We start from the raw sequence: 16,352 nt of genomic DNA on the forward strand, positions 1-16,352 counted from the left end.
AATAGATTCTCTTCATAGCTTCATTTCAATATGCTTTTAAAAGTATTAAGTGTGATTATAGTATGGGAACATAAAAATAGTCAATGAGAATTTTTTTACTTAAAAAGAAACCTGCCATGCCATAAACCATTTTCCCCTGCTCCAAACAGGTAAGGAACAATTTGTCCAGCCTGCCTCTTTTTTCATTTGCTCTAACACTCCTTGTTTTTATTGCATTTAATTTTATCCATCTATTGACAAAAGTACCACTTATGTATCAAAATGATATATATCATAAAGATATATGGAAGCGAGGTGTCATAATGACAAAAGAAAACACGCAGTTTGCCATTCTCGGACTTCTCACATCCGGTTGCAATACCGGCTACTCCATCAAACAGATGATGGATGGCAGCCTGACTCACTTCTGGAAAATCAGCTATGGACAAATCTATCCCATTTTAAAAGGGCTCGTAGATCAAGGATACGCATCTGTACGTGAAACGTCCCAGGAAGGAAAGCCGGATAAGAAGGAATATCAGATTACTGACATGGGCAGGGACGCACTCAGAAAGTGGCTCGAACATCCCATTAAAGAACTAGAAACAACCAAGAACGAGCTGCTGCTAAAACTGTTCTTCAGCAGACATCAGGAATCCCAGGTGACAATAAGGCACATCCTTCAATACCAGCAAAAGCTAGAGGACCGCTACCACACCTACCACACCATCAAAAACAATATATCAGCTCGTCACATGAGCCAGGCGGATGCTTTGTATTGGATTATTACATTGGATTATGGATTAGCGACAACCAAAGCCGCCATCGGGTGGTGCGGGGAAACGATTTCTAAACTCAAGGGGGAATAGGAATGGGGCAAAAACTTTATCCTGGACGTTATACAGTAGAAAATGGAACGGATATTGTCGTATTCACCATCGGGATGAGAATCAATAAATGGTGGGCAATCCACAAATGGTTTCCAGTCTTTTTGGCAATGCCAGGAATGATTAAAGAGCTATACACAAATAAAGAACTCGGCTTCCTTTCCATGGAGAGCTTTATTGGTCTGCGTACCACCTTCATGATGCAATACTGGCAATCGGAACAGCAACTAATAGATTATGCCCGTGGACCAAAGCATCTGAAAGCCTGGAAAGCCTTTAATAAAAAAGTCGGCAACAACGACGCGGTCGGAATCTATCACGAAACCTACCTTGTCCAAAAAGGGCACTATGAATCTATCTACGGAAATATGCCTAAATTCGGATTGGGGAAAGTGTTGGGAACGGTACCTGTAACCGCAGCAAGAAAAACTGCGGCACAACGACTTAAACATGAAGACCTCACTAGCCGGGCGGAAGTAGACTAGGGTTATTCAGGGGGGGTTGGACTTTAAATCGGCATACAAAGTGACCTTACCCCCTTTTGGAGCAATCATTAAATCAGTTAATAAGTTATGTCATTTACAATCCCCATCAACCGCCCCACATCCTCCGTCGCCACATTCTCCGCCAGCCTCGCTGCTGCCACAATCGGTGCCCAGGCAAAAATCTCCTCTTTGACGAGTCCGCTCTTCTCGCAATAGAGCTTCACATACATTTGTGCCAGTTCCTCAGAAACCTGAGAATAAAGCAGATAGCTCCGATACACATCCGCCCGGATATCCCCGGAACTAGCATCGACCCAGTCTATGATCGCAACCCCATCATCCGTCTGAATCAGGTTATAAAGATGATAATCACCATGGCAGAGTCTGCTTTCAAAAGTCATCGATCCAATCTTCTCCAACAATGCAGCCTTCACTTCTGCATCCAGGCAACCCACAGACTGAATTTGACGCACAAGCTTCTCCTTCATAGGCTCCAACGAATCTATCTTTTTGCTATGTATCTCCCTCTGGATATCAACGGAGAGTCCCATATAATACTCCAACCGCTCCCTATTCTCTGTCACCAGCTGCCCGAGGGTCTTTCCATTCACATACTCCATGACAAGCGCATGCCTCCCTTCAACCTTGGTGACCTCCAACACCTTTGGCACACGAAGGCCAGAATCATAGGCGAGTTGCTGCTTATTCGCCTCATTCATAGGTGCTGAGGCGGGCAGGTGATCACGGAATATTTTTATTGCATTGTTTTCCTGAAGATAGATGACGGCGGTGTTGCCGGTTGCGATCGGTTTGTCGTTGATCATGAAAAAATGCTCCTTCTTTCTTTATTGGAAAGTCTTGATACAGCATGAAACCCTGCCAAAAAATCATTACAGGCAGGGTTTGGGTGCATAGTGAATAGTTTAAACGCGCTCTCTCAGCTTCCCTAATATGCTTTCGGAAACTATGTTCCATAAAGATGGATTACTTACATACGACTCTTTTAGTTGTTTAAAAGCTGCCGATTGCTTTTCTTTAAAATCAGGGGCATCTGCTGGTGGAAGGGTAGCTTTGACCTGGTTCACCATTTTTTGGAGTTCCGCTGCTCTAGGTCCCCAGACAGCTACCTCTTCACCCTCTTGATTGATAAAGATAAAGATAGGGATCGAACGGGCTGTTCCATTCGTCAGATACTGATCCATCAGCTCCAAATTTTGATCACGAAGGATAAACCGGACATCCATTAGGGCAGCATCAGCAATCTTCATCAGGATGGGATTATTTAAAAGCGCATCGCCGCACCAATCCTCTGTCAATACAATGACTCTAAGCTGTCGGCCTTTTACAAACTCGACCTTCTCTTCATCTAGGGAAAATTCATTAAATATGGCTTCCATTTCTTCCTTGTTTACCGTCATCCCCTCTGCATATTGTCCATACGTAAGCGCACTATCAAACCAGTCATTCAAATTCATTCCCAGCACCTCACATCAATTAGTACTACTAACGTACCAGATATTGAAAAATTACACCTAGTAAAATGCTCTAACGAAGCACAAAAAAATGGGACAGTTGCATATCCGCCCCAATTTTTTCATCCTCTATACCTTCAATTCCTCCGCTACAGGCCTTCCTGCTTCCATCAATACGGTGTTTCGCCCTAAAAGTATTGCAAGGATAATGATCAATACTCCCGTTCCGATTAAAAGCCATTCTATCGGGATAAAATCAGCTATCGGACCGAATATCAGCATTCCAAGCGGCATCATCGAAGTGGAGATCATCCCAAATACGCCAAATACTCTGCCCAGATAATCCTCTTCCACTTTCTCTTGCAGCAGGACGGTGGCTGGGGTATTGAATATAGGCACTGCAAGACCGAACAACGTCATGAGGCCTAAGTAAAACCAAAACTGCGGAACAACGCCGAGTGCAAACGTACAGACACCCATGATGATGCTCGCAAGTCCCATCGTTTTCACTTTATTTGAAAACCCGCCCCAAGATGCAATGACAGCTCCCCCTACCATCATGCCAATGGAAAAGGCAATTTCAATTGCGGTAAGCCGCCACACATCCTCTCCAAAGCTGCGTGTTACTTGTAATGGGGTCAAAAAGGCTGCTGGCGCCATCAAAACAAAGAACACCGCAAAGAATAGGAAAAACTGCTTCAGAAAGGCATTTTGTTTCACATATTGTAATCCTTGCTTGAAATCACTGATGTAGCTGGTTGTTTGTTTTACAGATGCCTTTTCATGAACGGCGATATTCAAAAAGGTGAACAGTGTAAAGATTGCAATAACTGCAGTTACGACATCGATAAAGAAAATAACCTCAATCGAAGTCAACGCCAAGAGTGCTGCACTGACCATCGGAGACACGAACATGATAATTGCATGAATACTGCCATTTATTCCGTTTATCTTTGTCAGTTTATCTTTTGGTACAATTTGCGGTAAAATAGCGCCAACAGCCGGTGTCTGAATTCCTGTACCAAATGCCCGGACCGCCGCCATCACAAAAAGCAGCCAGATCGAATCAAAGCCCATCAAAAAGAGAACTGCAAGAATCAGCGTGGCAATGGCTATGAGACTGTCCGCAAGGATGATCAGCATTTTTCGGTTATACCGATCTGCCCACACCCCCGCAACAGGCGATAAAATAAAGGACGGGATAAAGCCACAAATGATGAATAACGTCATCATCAAACCCGAACCCGTTGTGAGCGTTATGTACCACATAATGGCATATTGAACCAGGGACGAGCCAAACAGGGAAATCGTCTGACTGCTAAGAAAGAGGATGATGTTCCTCAGCCAATTCTCCTCAAGATTGTTCTTCACTTCAGTCACAGCTTACCACTCATTTCTACAAATAATAGTTGCTCCACCTACATTATAAACATCGCATCGCCTGTTCACACTTGTTTTTATCACTGAATTAAAGAAAGAGTAAACTCCTCGATTAAATCCTTCAATGCCGGCCGCACATTGCCATCCCGTCCCACCACAGACTCTGCGGTAACAAGTGAATTCAAAATTGCCTCTTCCGTCGCTTCCCCCACTGCCCTAAAGGCCAAATCGATATCCTCTTCATGAATCATCGGCAATGATAGGCAGTGCTCCGGTTTTTCATGGGGGATCCTGGTTGCAGTCGAGAAGCCTATGACAACTTCGCCACTTCCGGTTGTAATGATGGAACCTGTCCTCGATAACCCGGTGACAGACCGCTTGATGATCCGATTCAGCTGCCTTTCCGATACTGGGAGGTCGGTTGCAACGATTATCATGATGGAGCCTTCATCCTTACCCTTGTAAGACCGTTCCATTACATCTGCCAACTCTTGGCCGACTGCCTTGCCATTAATCCTGAGATCCTCCAAAATCCCAAAATTCGTTAACACTAGAACACCCATTGTGTACTTTCCATGCTTCATTTCCATGATACGGGATGCAGAACCGATGCCCCCTTTCATGGAGTAGCAGAGCATGCCTGTCCCAGCACCCACCGCTCCCTCCTTGAATTCCGTTGAGGCATTCTCAAGTGCTTGAAGAACATGCCCAGCCTTCACGAACTTTTCCCTTATATCATTCAAAAACATATCGTTGCATTCCCCGACGATGGGATTGACGGTTCCGGTAGTCCGGCCGATTTCCGGGTTTCGCTCCAGCGTGTAGTCGATCAACGCATCTGCCGCTGCCCCGACATTTAATGTATTGGTCAGAATAATCGGTGTTTCCAATGTGCCGAGCTCCGCCATTTGAATCGTCCCCATCGTTTTTCCGAATCCGTTTATCACATGGCTTGAGGCAATCAGTTTTTCTTTGAAGATGTTTCCTTGATGCGGCAAAATGGCGGTGACTCCTGTTTGCATCTTTCCATCGCACAGGGTCACATGGCCGACTGTCACACCTTCTACATCTGTAATGGCGTTATTGGACCCCGGGTCCATTCGTCCAATTTTGACTCCGTAATCTCGTATTCTTTTTTGATTGAGCATGAAATCTCTCCTATCAGCTAGATTTTCCTACTTACGTTATTCGACAAGGATTTTTAAAATACTTCTAACACTCCGATCTATTTTTCTAAAATACTGAAATATCTAAAATTAATATTTTATTTCGCCCCACGAAATGATATGATAGACTCATAGATTGCTAAAAATGGAGGAATGTACAATGACGAAACGTCCTATTACAGCAGAGGACCTATGTAAATTCAAGTTTGCCGGAGATCCGAAGGTATCCCCCAACAAGGACAAGGTGGCTTATGTCCTGACTCAGGTGGATAAGGAGAAGGATGGCTATTATTCTTCCATCTATGTTTCTGATTTAAAAGGTGAAGGCAGACAGTTCACTTCTCATTATTCCAAGGATAGTCTCATAAAAGATGTGGCTCCGAAGTGGTCACCGGATGGAAAGGCGATCGCCTTCCGCTCTAACCGTACAGGGAAGAATCAGGTTTGGCTTTTACATACGGACGGCGGCGAAGCGGTTCAGCTGACAGACGTCAAGCAAGGTATCGGGGATTTTGTCTGGTCTCCGGATGGTAAGCAGCTTGCGCTTACCATCAGCGGCGAGTTGAAGCTATCCACCGATAAGGAAGAGAAAAAGGAAGAAAAAAAGGAAGAAAAAAGCGACGTAAAGGTGATTACAAGACTTCGCTATAAAGGGGACGGCGTCGGAATCTATAATGAGGACCGCAAGCATGTGTATCTTTACGATATCGAAGCGAAATCCTATACGAAAATCACGGATGGCGAGCATGATTTCGGCCAGCCTCGTTTCACTCCGGACGGGAAAAACCTGTTCTATATCGGAACAAAAGCAGAGGACAAAGAATGGGGCTACCTTCCTGCAATCTGGAAGTACGATATTGAAGCAAAAGTGGAGGAGCTTTTCTATCAGGCAAACGGCTATGTGATGGCTCCTTCCGTTTCACCGGACGGCAGATGGCTTGCTGTAGCTGGTCATGACCGCGGCGAAAGAAGCCAGGGGAATGCGAATGTTCTTCTGATTTCTGTAGAATCCGGTGCTGTCAAAAACCTGACTGAAAGCTTCGATTACACAGTTGGAAATCTCGTTGGGGTCGATGCGAAGTATGACACGGCAGAGCCAAGGTTGGTGTGGGACGCTAACAGCGCGAATATCTTCTTCCATGCTACAGTCGGCGGGGATTGCCAGCTGTTCAAAGTAAGCCTTGAAGGAGAGGTTTCAGCAGCCCTTTCCCCTGCTGTCGGAGTGGTCACTTCCTACGATATCGTGAATGATGATCAAGCTGTATTGGTTCTTGCTACTCCTCACTCCACAGGTGACGTGGTGGTTCAGGACCTGAATGATGTGGCAAACGTAGAGAAGTTAACGGATTGGAACGAAGCGCTCTTTAGTGAGGTTCATTTAAGCACGCCAGAAAACTTCAAATATCCAAGCACAGATGGCAAGGAAATCGAAGGCTGGGTGTTAAAGCCTTATGGATTTGAAGAAGGCAAGAAATATCCGATGATCCTCCAGATCCATGGTGGACCGGCAACAGCATATGGAAACGGCCTACACCATGAAATGCAGCTAATGGCTTCAAAAGGATATTTAGTCCTTTACACAAATCCACGAGGCAGCCATGGCTATGGCCACGACTTCGTGAACGCGGTTATCGGGGATTACGGCGGGATGGATTATGAAGATATCATGGCAGGAGCAGACTACGCCCTCGCAAACTTCGACTACATCGATCACGATCAGCAATTCGTGACAGGCGGAAGCTACGGAGGCTATATGACGAACGTCATCGTCACCCGCACAGACCGTTTCAAAGCGGCCGTCACCCAGCGCAGCATCTGCAACTGGCACAGCTTCTACGGAACAAGCGACATCGGCTTCTTCTTCACCGAATGGCAGCACGGACATGCGGACCTATGGGAGGATGCAGTAAAACTGCTGGAAATCTCCCCGCTTCACCATGCGCGTAATGTCAAAACGCCGACACTGATCCTGCACAGCGAACAGGACCTACGTTGCCCGATGGAGCAGGCGGAGCAATGGTATATCGCCCTGAAACGTCTAGGTGTTGATACCAAGCTGGTTCGCTTCCCGGATGAGAATCATGATTTGTCACGTTCCGGTAAGCCGAAGCACCGCTTGGAGCGCTTGCAGCATTTGATCGGGTGGTTTGATGATAGACTGGTTCAACAAGAGGGTTCGGTTAAAGAGACAGTTGGTTCTGCGGAATAACCGGCAGACTGAGGCTGTCCAACAAAGCAATGAAATGAAAGCAGGATGGGAAAACTGGTCGTTTTTCCGTCCTGTTTTTTAGATGGTCTTATTTGGAGGAAAGGTTCTTTGATAGCAAGGGCGTGGTACGTGTTTTGGGCGTTTGGAGCGTGTAGGGTGTGTCGTGTCGGATGTGTCGGATGTGTCGAAATCTGTCATATCCTGCGAATTTTTCATAAATCCGAATTTTTCACCGCAAAATCGGATTTTTGTGCATAAATTGAAATTTTTCACCGAATGACCATGGTTTTTCTACACAAATCAAATTTTTTGTGCATATTGCATTTTCCCGCCCCCTCATACAAACCGCAAACATGGTATTCCCATATAAAAGCAAGCAAATAATGTTGCATTCTCCTCTGCAGGAACCTTTTTGAAAATAAAAGTCCTTTGCTCCTTTGATTTTTTACCAAAACCCAGCAAAAACACCACCCGAAAAGCATAGGGACGGTTCTCTGCTTCCAAATCAGAGAAACGTCCCACTAAATTGTTAAAAGGATTGATGAGATGAAAACCGCTAGAAACCCAGAAACCATTCACCCACCGGTCGGCTCCTATGTCCACCAAATGGAAGTGACCGGATCAAACAGATGGCTGACCATATCCGGACAAATCGGCATGAACCTTGATGGATCCGTCCCGGAAGAGCCATTGGAGCAATTCGAATTGGCATTGAACAATATAAAAAGGAATCTTGAAGCCGCCAATATGGGAATTCAAGATCTGACTAAACTGGTCTTTTTCCTCGTTGGAGATTTTGACACGGACAAGAGAAGAAAAATAGTCAAAGACTTTCTTGGCGACCACATTCCTTGTACGACATTGCTTTATGTCGTCGCATTGGCTGCTTCGTCACTTAGAGTTGAAATTGATGCGTGGGCATGCAAGGAAATCGGTTAAAATAGCAAAAAGGTTCCTGCACCATACGGAGTGCGGGAACCTTTTGTATACCTATCTTAATCCTTCTCCCTCGCCAATTGCGTGTCCCGAATGTTTTTCTGGATCGTGATAGCAGCAAATAAACTCAGCACAAACGCCATCGCATAAAACCCTTTTTCACTCAATATAATACTTCCCGCATTATATAAGCCAATCGCCATCAAGGAGATAGCAATAATAACGGCGAACCAACTAAGGCCGTAATAAATACCGGTTACAGCTATCCCTTCCTCTTTATCCCTTACTGCTTTTTGCAGGGATACTGCTGCATAGAGTCCGAATACCAATACAGCGAAGTAATATCCTTTTTCGTTCAGCTCCATGGTGGCATTGAACAGGCCGATCAGATAAGCAGAAACACCTACCGCTAGTGCCGCCCAACTGGCCCCTTTAAAGGCCGCAGTTGGCTCCCCTTCTTTTCTTTCCTCCTTCATCTTTGCCGTCTTTTCATTGTTTTTAATTAATGGGTTTTCCTCCATTTGACTCTCCCCTTTATTGTCAATACATTCAGATTTATTATAGCAATTTTTTACATTGTTGTAATATTAAATATATTTCGCAACAAAGCAAGGGGACGGTTCTCTGCTTCCGAAGCAGAGAACCGTCCCCTTGTTTGTTATTCCTTATGAAAAGTCCTTTCATGATTCAGGAGCCACTCTTTTCTCCATAAACCACCTGCATAACCTGTCAGTTTTCCATTTGAACCGATAATTCGATGACAAGGAATCACAATACTTAACTTATTTTTTCCATTTGCACTTCCGACAGCTCTGATGGCTTTTTCATTTCCGATTGTAACAGCAATATCCCTATAGGATCCCGTTTCAGCGTAGGATATCCCATTTAATGCGTTCCACACTGTTTTTTGAAAGGCTGTTCCTTCAAGTATGTAGGGAAATGTAAATTCACTCCGCTCCCCTTTGAAATACTCATCAAGTTGATTACAGCAAAGTACTAAAACCTCTGGTGTGTCGCCTTGAATTGGATTTACTGTTCTCTCACGCTCGTCAAACATGATTGAACAGATAGCTTCTTCTGTGCCGATTATTTCAAGAACGCCAATCGGTGATTCGTAATCTATTTTATGTAACCTGCTATTCATATAAAGACCTCCATAGATAAAAAGTGACATATGCTTGCCACCCCTCCCAATTTGTTGACATCTCCTCCAACTCCTCCAATGTCGGTTTACGTTCAATCCCCAACTGACGCTTTATTGCCTGATGAAGACCGACATCCGCTACCGGAAATGCAGCAGGTTGGTGTAAGCATTTCATCATCACATAATCGGCCGTCCAAGCTCCGACACCTCTGATTGCCAATAAAGATTTTTTCACTTGGTGATAATCTTGCTGTTGAAGCAGTGCTTCTTTGGTTATGTGGCCGCTTGCCATCGCTTTTGCAACTCCAGTAATATATTCCGCTTTTCGGGTTGTAAACTGGAGTTTTCTTAATTCATCTATATCTATATGTGCTATTGTTTCGAATTCGGGAAATAACCAGTACGTGTTTCCTTCAAAAGTGAGACATTCTCCGAAATGCTCAACAAATCGTTTTTTTAACGTATAAGCAAATGTTAAATTGATTTGCTGTCCCATAATCGCCCAAGTCAGCGCTTCAAATAGATCGGGAATACAAATAATCCGTAAGCCACGATATTTTGGGACGATTTTCTGTAAAACCTTATCTTTATCAGCCATTTCATAAAAGCTTCCCAACTCTTGATTCATATCAAAGTATTCCCATACATAGGATGCCGCTTTTTCACTTACTCCTGGAGTTGGGCTATTGATTGGAAATTCAACTTGAATGAAATGTTTGGTGTCCCAAATTTTCAACAAAACCAATTCGCCATCTATTTTTAACAATTTATAAAAATAACCATCTCTAATTTGATGCAATATTTCTTGCTCAGACCTTCCTAAAAACACGAGACACTCTTTAAAATTGAAATCCATTGGTGGATAAATTTCAATAGATGAGCCATTATCGATCCAATTCATTGCTGCATCTCTTTTCTTATCAGGGTTCGATATTCACTGGGTGAACAATTTTGCAAACGGCGGAACACTTTATAAAAATTGGAAGGAGTTTGAAATCCAACCTCATAGCAGATTTCAAGATTCGTTCGATCTGTGTTTTTTAGAAGATGAACCGCTTTATCAATTCTGATTTTCTCCAGATAGGAACGGGGAGTTTCTGAAGTTGCCTGTTTAAATTGCCGCTCAAGGTAAAAGGCACTAACACCTGCATGATTCGCAATATCCTGTAATTCCAGCTTTTGTTTATAATGATTTACCAGGAAGGAAACGACCTTTCTGACAAGTTCAATTTGTGGAGAATGATCAGATTTTGGCTGACATCTTTTACAGGCACGAAAGCCCGCCTTTTCCACTTCATCGATGTCATGGAAAAATTCCACGTTTATTTTCTTCGGCTTCCTCGATCTACAGGAAGGGCGGCAGTAGATTTTGGTTGTTTTCACTGCCGTAAAAAACAGCCCATCATATTTACTGTCACAGGCCATAATTTTCTCCCACATTTCTTCAAAAGATAGATTTATATTAGCCGCCATCCTACATCCCGTCCTTCCTGGTTCATTTCTCACCGTTTATTTTATCTCTTCCGCTTTTACTCATTTTAACCAAGTATTAATACAGATTCGACCTCATTCTTGCTCTTATGGTCTAAGAAACAAAGAAGCAAGGGGACGGTTCTCTGCTTCCGAAGCAGAGAACCGTCCCCTTGTTTGCTTATTTCGCATTCTCATCCGGCTGATGAACCCCAAAGACATTCCCTTCTGTATCCAGGTAGTACCCTTGCCACGCCATTCCAGGAAGGGCATACTTTGGAAGGGCCACCTTACCGCCATGCTCGAGAATCAGCTTCTCTGTTGCGTCGTAATCTGTCACACCCATTGTGCAGGAATATCCATTCATAGGCTGATTGGCTTCAGGAGCAGGACCTCTCCGCTGCATCAGGGCACCGTTGACACCCGGCTCATTCGCATCACCCGTCACTGCACCGAAATATGGCATTCCCGCATAATCCGTCCAGTCTTCAAACTTCCAGCCGAACACTTCTCCATAAAATTTCTTTGCACGCTCCATGTTCTCTACATGGACTTCAAAATGTACCAGTCTTCCCATGAAAAATCCCTCCACATCAGTTCATATTTTCTTCACTAGAAGTATTCTTTTCAAAGGGAGGGATATCCTTCTTTTTGTTTGGAGAGTGCTATCTTTCAGTGCTTACCTCTTCTCTTGCTCTACATTAATTTCTTTTGGCAACTGAGAATCGGCACTCGGAACCACACGAGGTTCATAATTGATCACATCAGAAGAGTAAAGCTTCACAATCATGGAACCCCCATATCGTTTTGCGCGAATCAATATCGGTTGATTGTATTGGTTTTTAAAACGAAAGTCAGGTCCGTACCAGCTTACCGTGGCATCCCGTCCTGACGGAACATAAGGCACGTTCCTGCTATGGGAGTAGCGCTCGACAATTTTGAGCCCGGCACGATCGACAGCATTGAACAATGTGGATGACACCTGGCAGATACCTCCCCCTACACCCTCCGACAATTCCCCTCTCACAATGATCGGAGCACGTAGGTACCCTTTCTCCAGCGTTCTTTTGCCTACCACCTTGTTAAAAGAAAACGTCTCATTTGGGAAAATAACATGATTGTCTATTGCTTCTGCGGCAAGAAATATATTATGAGACCGACTTTTATTGTACGAATTAAAATATGTAACATATTGTCCGATCTGTTTTATTCGAATATCAGCAAGCAGCTCACTATCGACCTTTGGATATACCTCCAATAGGGGCACTTCCACCTCTGAAGGGCCATTGCTATAAAAGTATTCATAATACTTTTTCTTAAACACCTGTCGATCTAGTCTGTATCCTACCTTTTCCGGGTCGATTCCGCCTTGATCGTTAATCACCGCATTTTGGGGAGCACGGTATATTTTCCGATCCAATTTTTCGATATATTCATCGTATTTTTTATCGTTAATCAGTGGTGTCCCCGGAAGAGGCATCGTGAAATTCTCACGGTTCATAATAGAAATTTCCTGCCCCTGTTGAGTGACAGTTAAACTGTTGTCAGAAATCTCGACAGGTTGAGCCAATAATAAAAGACCAACTAACCAAATTTGTATCATAAGTCGCTCTACCTCCCAAAATTAGTATGGGCAAGAGCGGATACTTTAATGAATTAAAAAAAGCATTCTTCTTTAGAAATGCAAAATAAAAAGCCTGTGAAGCAAAGGGACGGTTCCCTTGCTTCAGAAGCAGTAGAACCGTCCCCTTGCCTTCCTTGGTTATATATTTAAGTGTAATTTTTTAGAGTTTTATTTTATCTTGCTGGGGTGGCTGTTCTTTCCAGCTATTATTAATCATTATGTTTTCAGCTTTTTTTGCTAATTTTACTGTATCATCTATCAAATCCATGTAATGTCTTTTTAAGTCATTCCTTTGACTAGTAGCCAATGAAGTAGCATAATCAGAAAGTCCAGCTGCCGATAAAGTAGTGATTTGATACATCATCAATCTATCTGAAAACGAGGGGTGAGAGGAATTATATACTTGTGTATCGGAAGGCATTGGTGCAGGCAATTGACTTCCTGATAAAAATTGAGTGAGTAGATTGATTATTTTTTCTGATAACCCCCCTGCATTCTCCATGAATTCACGAACTTCTTTTAAATCTGCAGTTTGACCAAAACCTTTTGTTAATGCATTACCTATCACATTTGCTTCAATGTTTCCGAAAACATGAGATATTTCAATTGCATTTAAGAATCTTTGGTCTCCAAATAAATTTATTCCATTTAGATAATCTTTATCTTCAACAAAGTCTGATTTTTTGGGAGGTTCAATAACTGGAGGCCTAGTATATAGACCTTTATTTAACAAGACGTCACTTACATTATCAAAGACAGTAGATGACTTAGACAAACATTCTTTAAAATGCTCCCTCATATCTTTGCGAGTGGACATTGTAAACATTAAACCGCATGACGCTACCATTACCCTAGACAAATTTTTTATGTACAACAGAAAAAAGGAATCTGAAAAAAGTCGTGGTGCATTAACATCCACATCTTGACTACTAAACCCCATAGGAATAGGTACATTTTCCGACTCTAATATTCGCTTAGTATTATCCTTTGAAATTTCTATAATTTGATAGGTCTTATTCAGGACCTCTAATACTTCATCATCTTCTGCTTTTGCAATAAAGTATTCTAACATACAACTACTGTGAGTGTGGTTGATATATTCTGACCACAGGGATGCCATTTCGGAAGAAGTAAGTCTTACCCTATTTGAGGAACTCAAATAAATCACTCCATGTCTAATTCGTTTATTTATAAGATTTCCTTTATATAAGGTAATATACCTATAACTATGCTTTAACTGTTGGAGAGATGGGTGTTCAAAAGACGATGATGCCTATTCCCGCACCGTTGGTTTGAAACCTTTACCGATTAGCCATATAGCCAAAACCAATTGTTGAAAGGCTATTGGAATGTTCAACATCATATAGGCTGCATCCAGACCGATGAAGCGAATCATAAATAATAAACTTGCCAATATGGACAATGCAGATCCAATAATACCCCAAACCGACAACCAACGTGGAACTAGTTTTGTTTCGTAAAATATGCAATTAAACAAGAGCATAGCCAAAACAAATCCCAGCGTCATTGCCACATGGTTAACCAAATCACGTCCTGCCTGTAACAATTCACCTAATGTCTGAAAATACGATAGATCCAGCGTTCCAATTTCTGCAAATTCGCGACTTAATGTCAACAGCAACAGTAGAATAATGACACCAATAATAATGAACACTCCCGCAATAATCCCAAAAGCAACAGATCCAAGAGCTAAACCTTTATTATGCTTACTTAAAATTGGATACATCAAAATAGGAATACCGACATATGCAACAACCATTAACAGCTGGAAAAACGCTCCTATGAATACCTGATTTTCATATGTAACAGCCTTGACAATATAGTCTGCTCCATCTATAACAGGAACAACACTAAATATACCTGCAACCATACCGGCTATTAATAACACTCCAGTAATCACCGCAGACCTTCTACCTGAATTTGTACTCTTCCTCAGCATATTTAACCTCCCTATAATACCTACTTTTTAAAACAATATGCCTGGAAAAGATAAGATACTACAGATACTTCGTATGATTAGACGCCTGATTCGATCTTGTCTAACAAAAAAGAAGCAGAAAACCATTATCTGGTTACCTGCTTCTTTTTACTCTATCGACAACTAATCATAGTTTTTCATCTTCGGGCTTCCGAAGCAGTAGAACCGTCTCCCAGCTTTTCAAAAATCTTCATTAACTAAGTCACTGATTACTCCCATGGCAGCCTTACTGCCCTCACTTGCAGCAATTATTAATTGAGCAGGTGATGTTATAGAAATATCTCCACTAGCATAGACTCCTTGAATATTTGTCCGCCCAAAATTATCTGTTTTAATTCCACCCATCTGATTTATAGCACAGCCTAATGTTTGAGCTAATGAAGATGCTTGTTCTAGCCCTGTAGTGACAAACCCTCCTTCCCTTTCAATTTCTTTTCCATTCTTAAATTTGATCGTTTGTAAGTGGCCATTTTTCCCTTGTAGGATTTCTATTTCATCTCCAATGACCTTTATATTCTTCTTAGTTAATAACTCTTTCTGCTCCTCAGTGAAGATCATTCTCCCATTTGTACAAACAACAAGGTCTTTACTCCAATTTGCAATCATTTTTGTCATATGAAAAGCACGTTCATTTTCTGAAATAACAACTAATGCACGATCTTTTAATTCCCACCCATCACAAAATGGACAGTTAAACAAGCTCGTTCCAAAGAAATTATTAATCCCTTCTATTCGAGGCAAAACATCTTTAAGACCTGTTGATAAAATAACCTTTCTTGAGTGGTAAGAATTCCCCTCATCTGTATGAATAATAAATGATTGCTTTTCCTTTATAATAGCTATCACCCGATGATTTTGTATTGAAATACCAGGGTAATTCCTTAACTCTTCTTTAGCAATTCGTTTGAATTCTGAAGGTTTGATACCATCTCTTGTTATAAAACCGTGAGACTCATATGTTACAGCATTTCTAGGTTTATTTTCATCAAACAGAACGATATTCTTTTTTGCTCTCCCCAGGACAAGAGAAGCGTTTAAGCCTGATGGACCTCCGCCAATAACTACACAATCTAGTACCATGTTATCTTCCTCCTAGAATAAGATACATTAAAGACTCTTAATATCTATAATTGAAAGAAAAAAATAAGGAGAATGCCCAAAGTTTATTTTTTTTGATCGTTTTTCTTTTCAATTTCTCTTGCTATATCAATAATATACTTTTTGTCCAATTCACTTCTCATTTTTCTTTCTGCGTCTATCATCACATTTTCAATTAAGCATTCTCCATTTTTCAAATCATCATGTTCTAGTGAACAACTAAATAATGTTGTGTTCCCTTCAATAGCAAGTATTACATCTAAAAATGAAATTTCACGAGAATGCTTAGCAATACTATAGCCTCCATTAACACCTGGAGTTGATTCAATCAGCCCTGCTTTGACAAGTTTGGTTAATATCTTAGATAAGTATGTTGGGGAAAGATCTTGTATTTTAGCTAATTGATCCACGCCAACAGCCTTTCCCTTTGGTGTTAAGGTTAAATATACCATTGTGTGTAAAGCGTAATTGGTGGCTCTAGAATATTTCATCATGATTCTCCT

The 16,352-nt window shown here is 42.1% G+C and carries 18 protein-coding genes and 1 other annotated feature (1 of these 19 running past the window's edge); of the genes, 4 read left to right on the forward strand and 14 right to left on the reverse strand.

Annotated elements, in window-relative coordinates:
• Nucleotides 1-25 (reverse strand) — a binding site (T-box leader); it reaches 195 nt to the left of the window's first position.
• Nucleotides 26-302: 277 nt separating this feature from the next.
• On the forward strand, nt 303-848 hold the full coding sequence (locus ABN702_RS17530) for a PadR family transcriptional regulator (protein WP_417898045.1): 546 nt from the start codon (nt 303-305) through the stop codon (nt 846-848).
• 2 nt (nt 849-850) lie between these two features.
• The gene (locus ABN702_RS17535) at nt 851-1,351 is read left to right on the forward strand and encodes a DUF4188 domain-containing protein (protein WP_417898046.1); all 501 of its coding nucleotides are present in this window, start codon (nt 851-853) and stop codon (nt 1,349-1,351) included.
• A 77-nt stretch (nt 1,352-1,428) separates the two neighbouring features.
• On the opposite strand, the gene ABN702_RS17540 is transcribed toward ABN702_RS17535, so the two are convergent.
• The 4 genes from ABN702_RS17540 to ABN702_RS17555 all read right to left on the reverse strand — a co-directional run bounded on the left by ABN702_RS17540 (nt 1,429) and on the right by ABN702_RS17555 (nt 5,351).
• Nucleotides 1,429-2,175, reverse strand: a complete 747-nt coding sequence (locus ABN702_RS17540) for a phosphotransferase family protein (protein WP_417898047.1) — start codon at nt 2,173-2,175, stop codon at nt 1,429-1,431.
• 99 nt (nt 2,176-2,274) lie between these two features.
• Nucleotides 2,275-2,826: a thioredoxin family protein gene (locus ABN702_RS17545; RefSeq protein ID WP_417898048.1), complete on the reverse strand. Its 552-nt coding sequence runs from the start codon at nt 2,824-2,826 to the stop codon at nt 2,275-2,277.
• A 126-nt stretch (nt 2,827-2,952) separates the two neighbouring features.
• A complete protein-coding gene (locus tag ABN702_RS17550) occupies nt 2,953-4,203 on the reverse strand; it encodes an MFS transporter (protein WP_417898049.1) in 1,251 nt (416 codons plus the stop codon).
• An 80-nt stretch (nt 4,204-4,283) separates the two neighbouring features.
• Nucleotides 4,284-5,351, reverse strand: coding sequence for a P1 family peptidase (locus ABN702_RS17555; RefSeq protein WP_417898050.1), 1,068 nt, complete (start codon nt 5,349-5,351; stop codon nt 4,284-4,286).
• 178 nt (nt 5,352-5,529) lie between these two features.
• Here ABN702_RS17555 and ABN702_RS17560 point away from each other — a divergent pair, with 178 nt between their 5' ends.
• On the forward strand, nt 5,530-7,578 hold the full coding sequence (locus ABN702_RS17560; protein WP_417898051.1) for a S9 family peptidase: 2,049 nt from the start codon (nt 5,530-5,532) through the stop codon (nt 7,576-7,578).
• A gap of 546 nt (nt 7,579-8,124) precedes the next feature.
• Nucleotides 8,125-8,517, forward strand: a complete 393-nt coding sequence (locus ABN702_RS17565; RefSeq protein ID WP_417898052.1) for a RidA family protein — start codon at nt 8,125-8,127, stop codon at nt 8,515-8,517.
• 56 nt (nt 8,518-8,573) lie between these two features.
• On the opposite strand, the gene yiaA is transcribed toward ABN702_RS17565, so the two are convergent.
• From yiaA to ABN702_RS17615, 10 genes are all read right to left on the reverse strand, one after another.
• Nucleotides 8,574-9,035, reverse strand: coding sequence for an inner membrane protein YiaA (yiaA, locus tag ABN702_RS17570; RefSeq protein ID WP_417898053.1), 462 nt, complete (start codon nt 9,033-9,035; stop codon nt 8,574-8,576).
• A 137-nt stretch (nt 9,036-9,172) separates the two neighbouring features.
• Nucleotides 9,173-9,658 (reverse strand): methylated-DNA--[protein]-cysteine S-methyltransferase, encoded by a 486-nt coding sequence (locus ABN702_RS17575; RefSeq protein WP_417898054.1) that lies wholly within the window; start codon nt 9,656-9,658, stop codon nt 9,173-9,175.
• Nucleotides 9,651-10,559: a DNA-3-methyladenine glycosylase family protein gene (locus tag ABN702_RS17580; protein ID WP_417898055.1), complete on the reverse strand. Its 909-nt coding sequence runs from the start codon at nt 10,557-10,559 to the stop codon at nt 9,651-9,653. Before ABN702_RS17580 ends, ABN702_RS17575 begins: the two co-directional genes overlap by 8 nt.
• Nucleotides 10,556-11,131, reverse strand: a complete 576-nt coding sequence (locus ABN702_RS17585; RefSeq protein ID WP_417898056.1) for a bifunctional transcriptional activator/DNA repair enzyme AdaA — start codon at nt 11,129-11,131, stop codon at nt 10,556-10,558. Before ABN702_RS17585 ends, ABN702_RS17580 begins: the two co-directional genes overlap by 4 nt.
• 178 nt (nt 11,132-11,309) lie before the next feature.
• On the reverse strand, nt 11,310-11,705 hold the full coding sequence (locus ABN702_RS17590) for a VOC family protein (protein WP_417898057.1): 396 nt from the start codon (nt 11,703-11,705) through the stop codon (nt 11,310-11,312).
• A gap of 102 nt (nt 11,706-11,807) precedes the next feature.
• Entirely contained in the window at nt 11,808-12,731 is a 924-nt protein-coding gene (locus tag ABN702_RS17595; protein WP_417898058.1) for a VanW family protein, read from the reverse strand.
• 181 nt (nt 12,732-12,912) lie between these two features.
• Nucleotides 12,913-13,920, reverse strand: a complete 1,008-nt coding sequence (locus ABN702_RS17600; protein ID WP_417898059.1) for a DUF3231 family protein — start codon at nt 13,918-13,920, stop codon at nt 12,913-12,915.
• Between the two features lie 105 nt (nt 13,921-14,025).
• Nucleotides 14,026-14,712, reverse strand: coding sequence for a DUF4386 domain-containing protein (locus ABN702_RS17605; protein ID WP_417898060.1), 687 nt, complete (start codon nt 14,710-14,712; stop codon nt 14,026-14,028).
• A 219-nt stretch (nt 14,713-14,931) separates the two neighbouring features.
• A complete protein-coding gene (locus ABN702_RS17610; protein WP_417898061.1) occupies nt 14,932-15,831 on the reverse strand; it encodes an NAD(P)/FAD-dependent oxidoreductase in 900 nt (299 codons plus the stop codon).
• Between the two features lie 83 nt (nt 15,832-15,914).
• A complete protein-coding gene (locus ABN702_RS17615; protein ID WP_417900951.1) occupies nt 15,915-16,340 on the reverse strand; it encodes an RrF2 family transcriptional regulator in 426 nt (141 codons plus the stop codon).
• Nucleotides 16,341-16,352: the final 12 nt, after the last annotated feature.

The organism is Bacillus haimaensis (assembly GCF_048270625.1).
Classification (GTDB): Bacteria; Bacillota; Bacilli; order Bacillales; family Bacillaceae_I; genus Sutcliffiella_A; species Sutcliffiella_A haimaensis.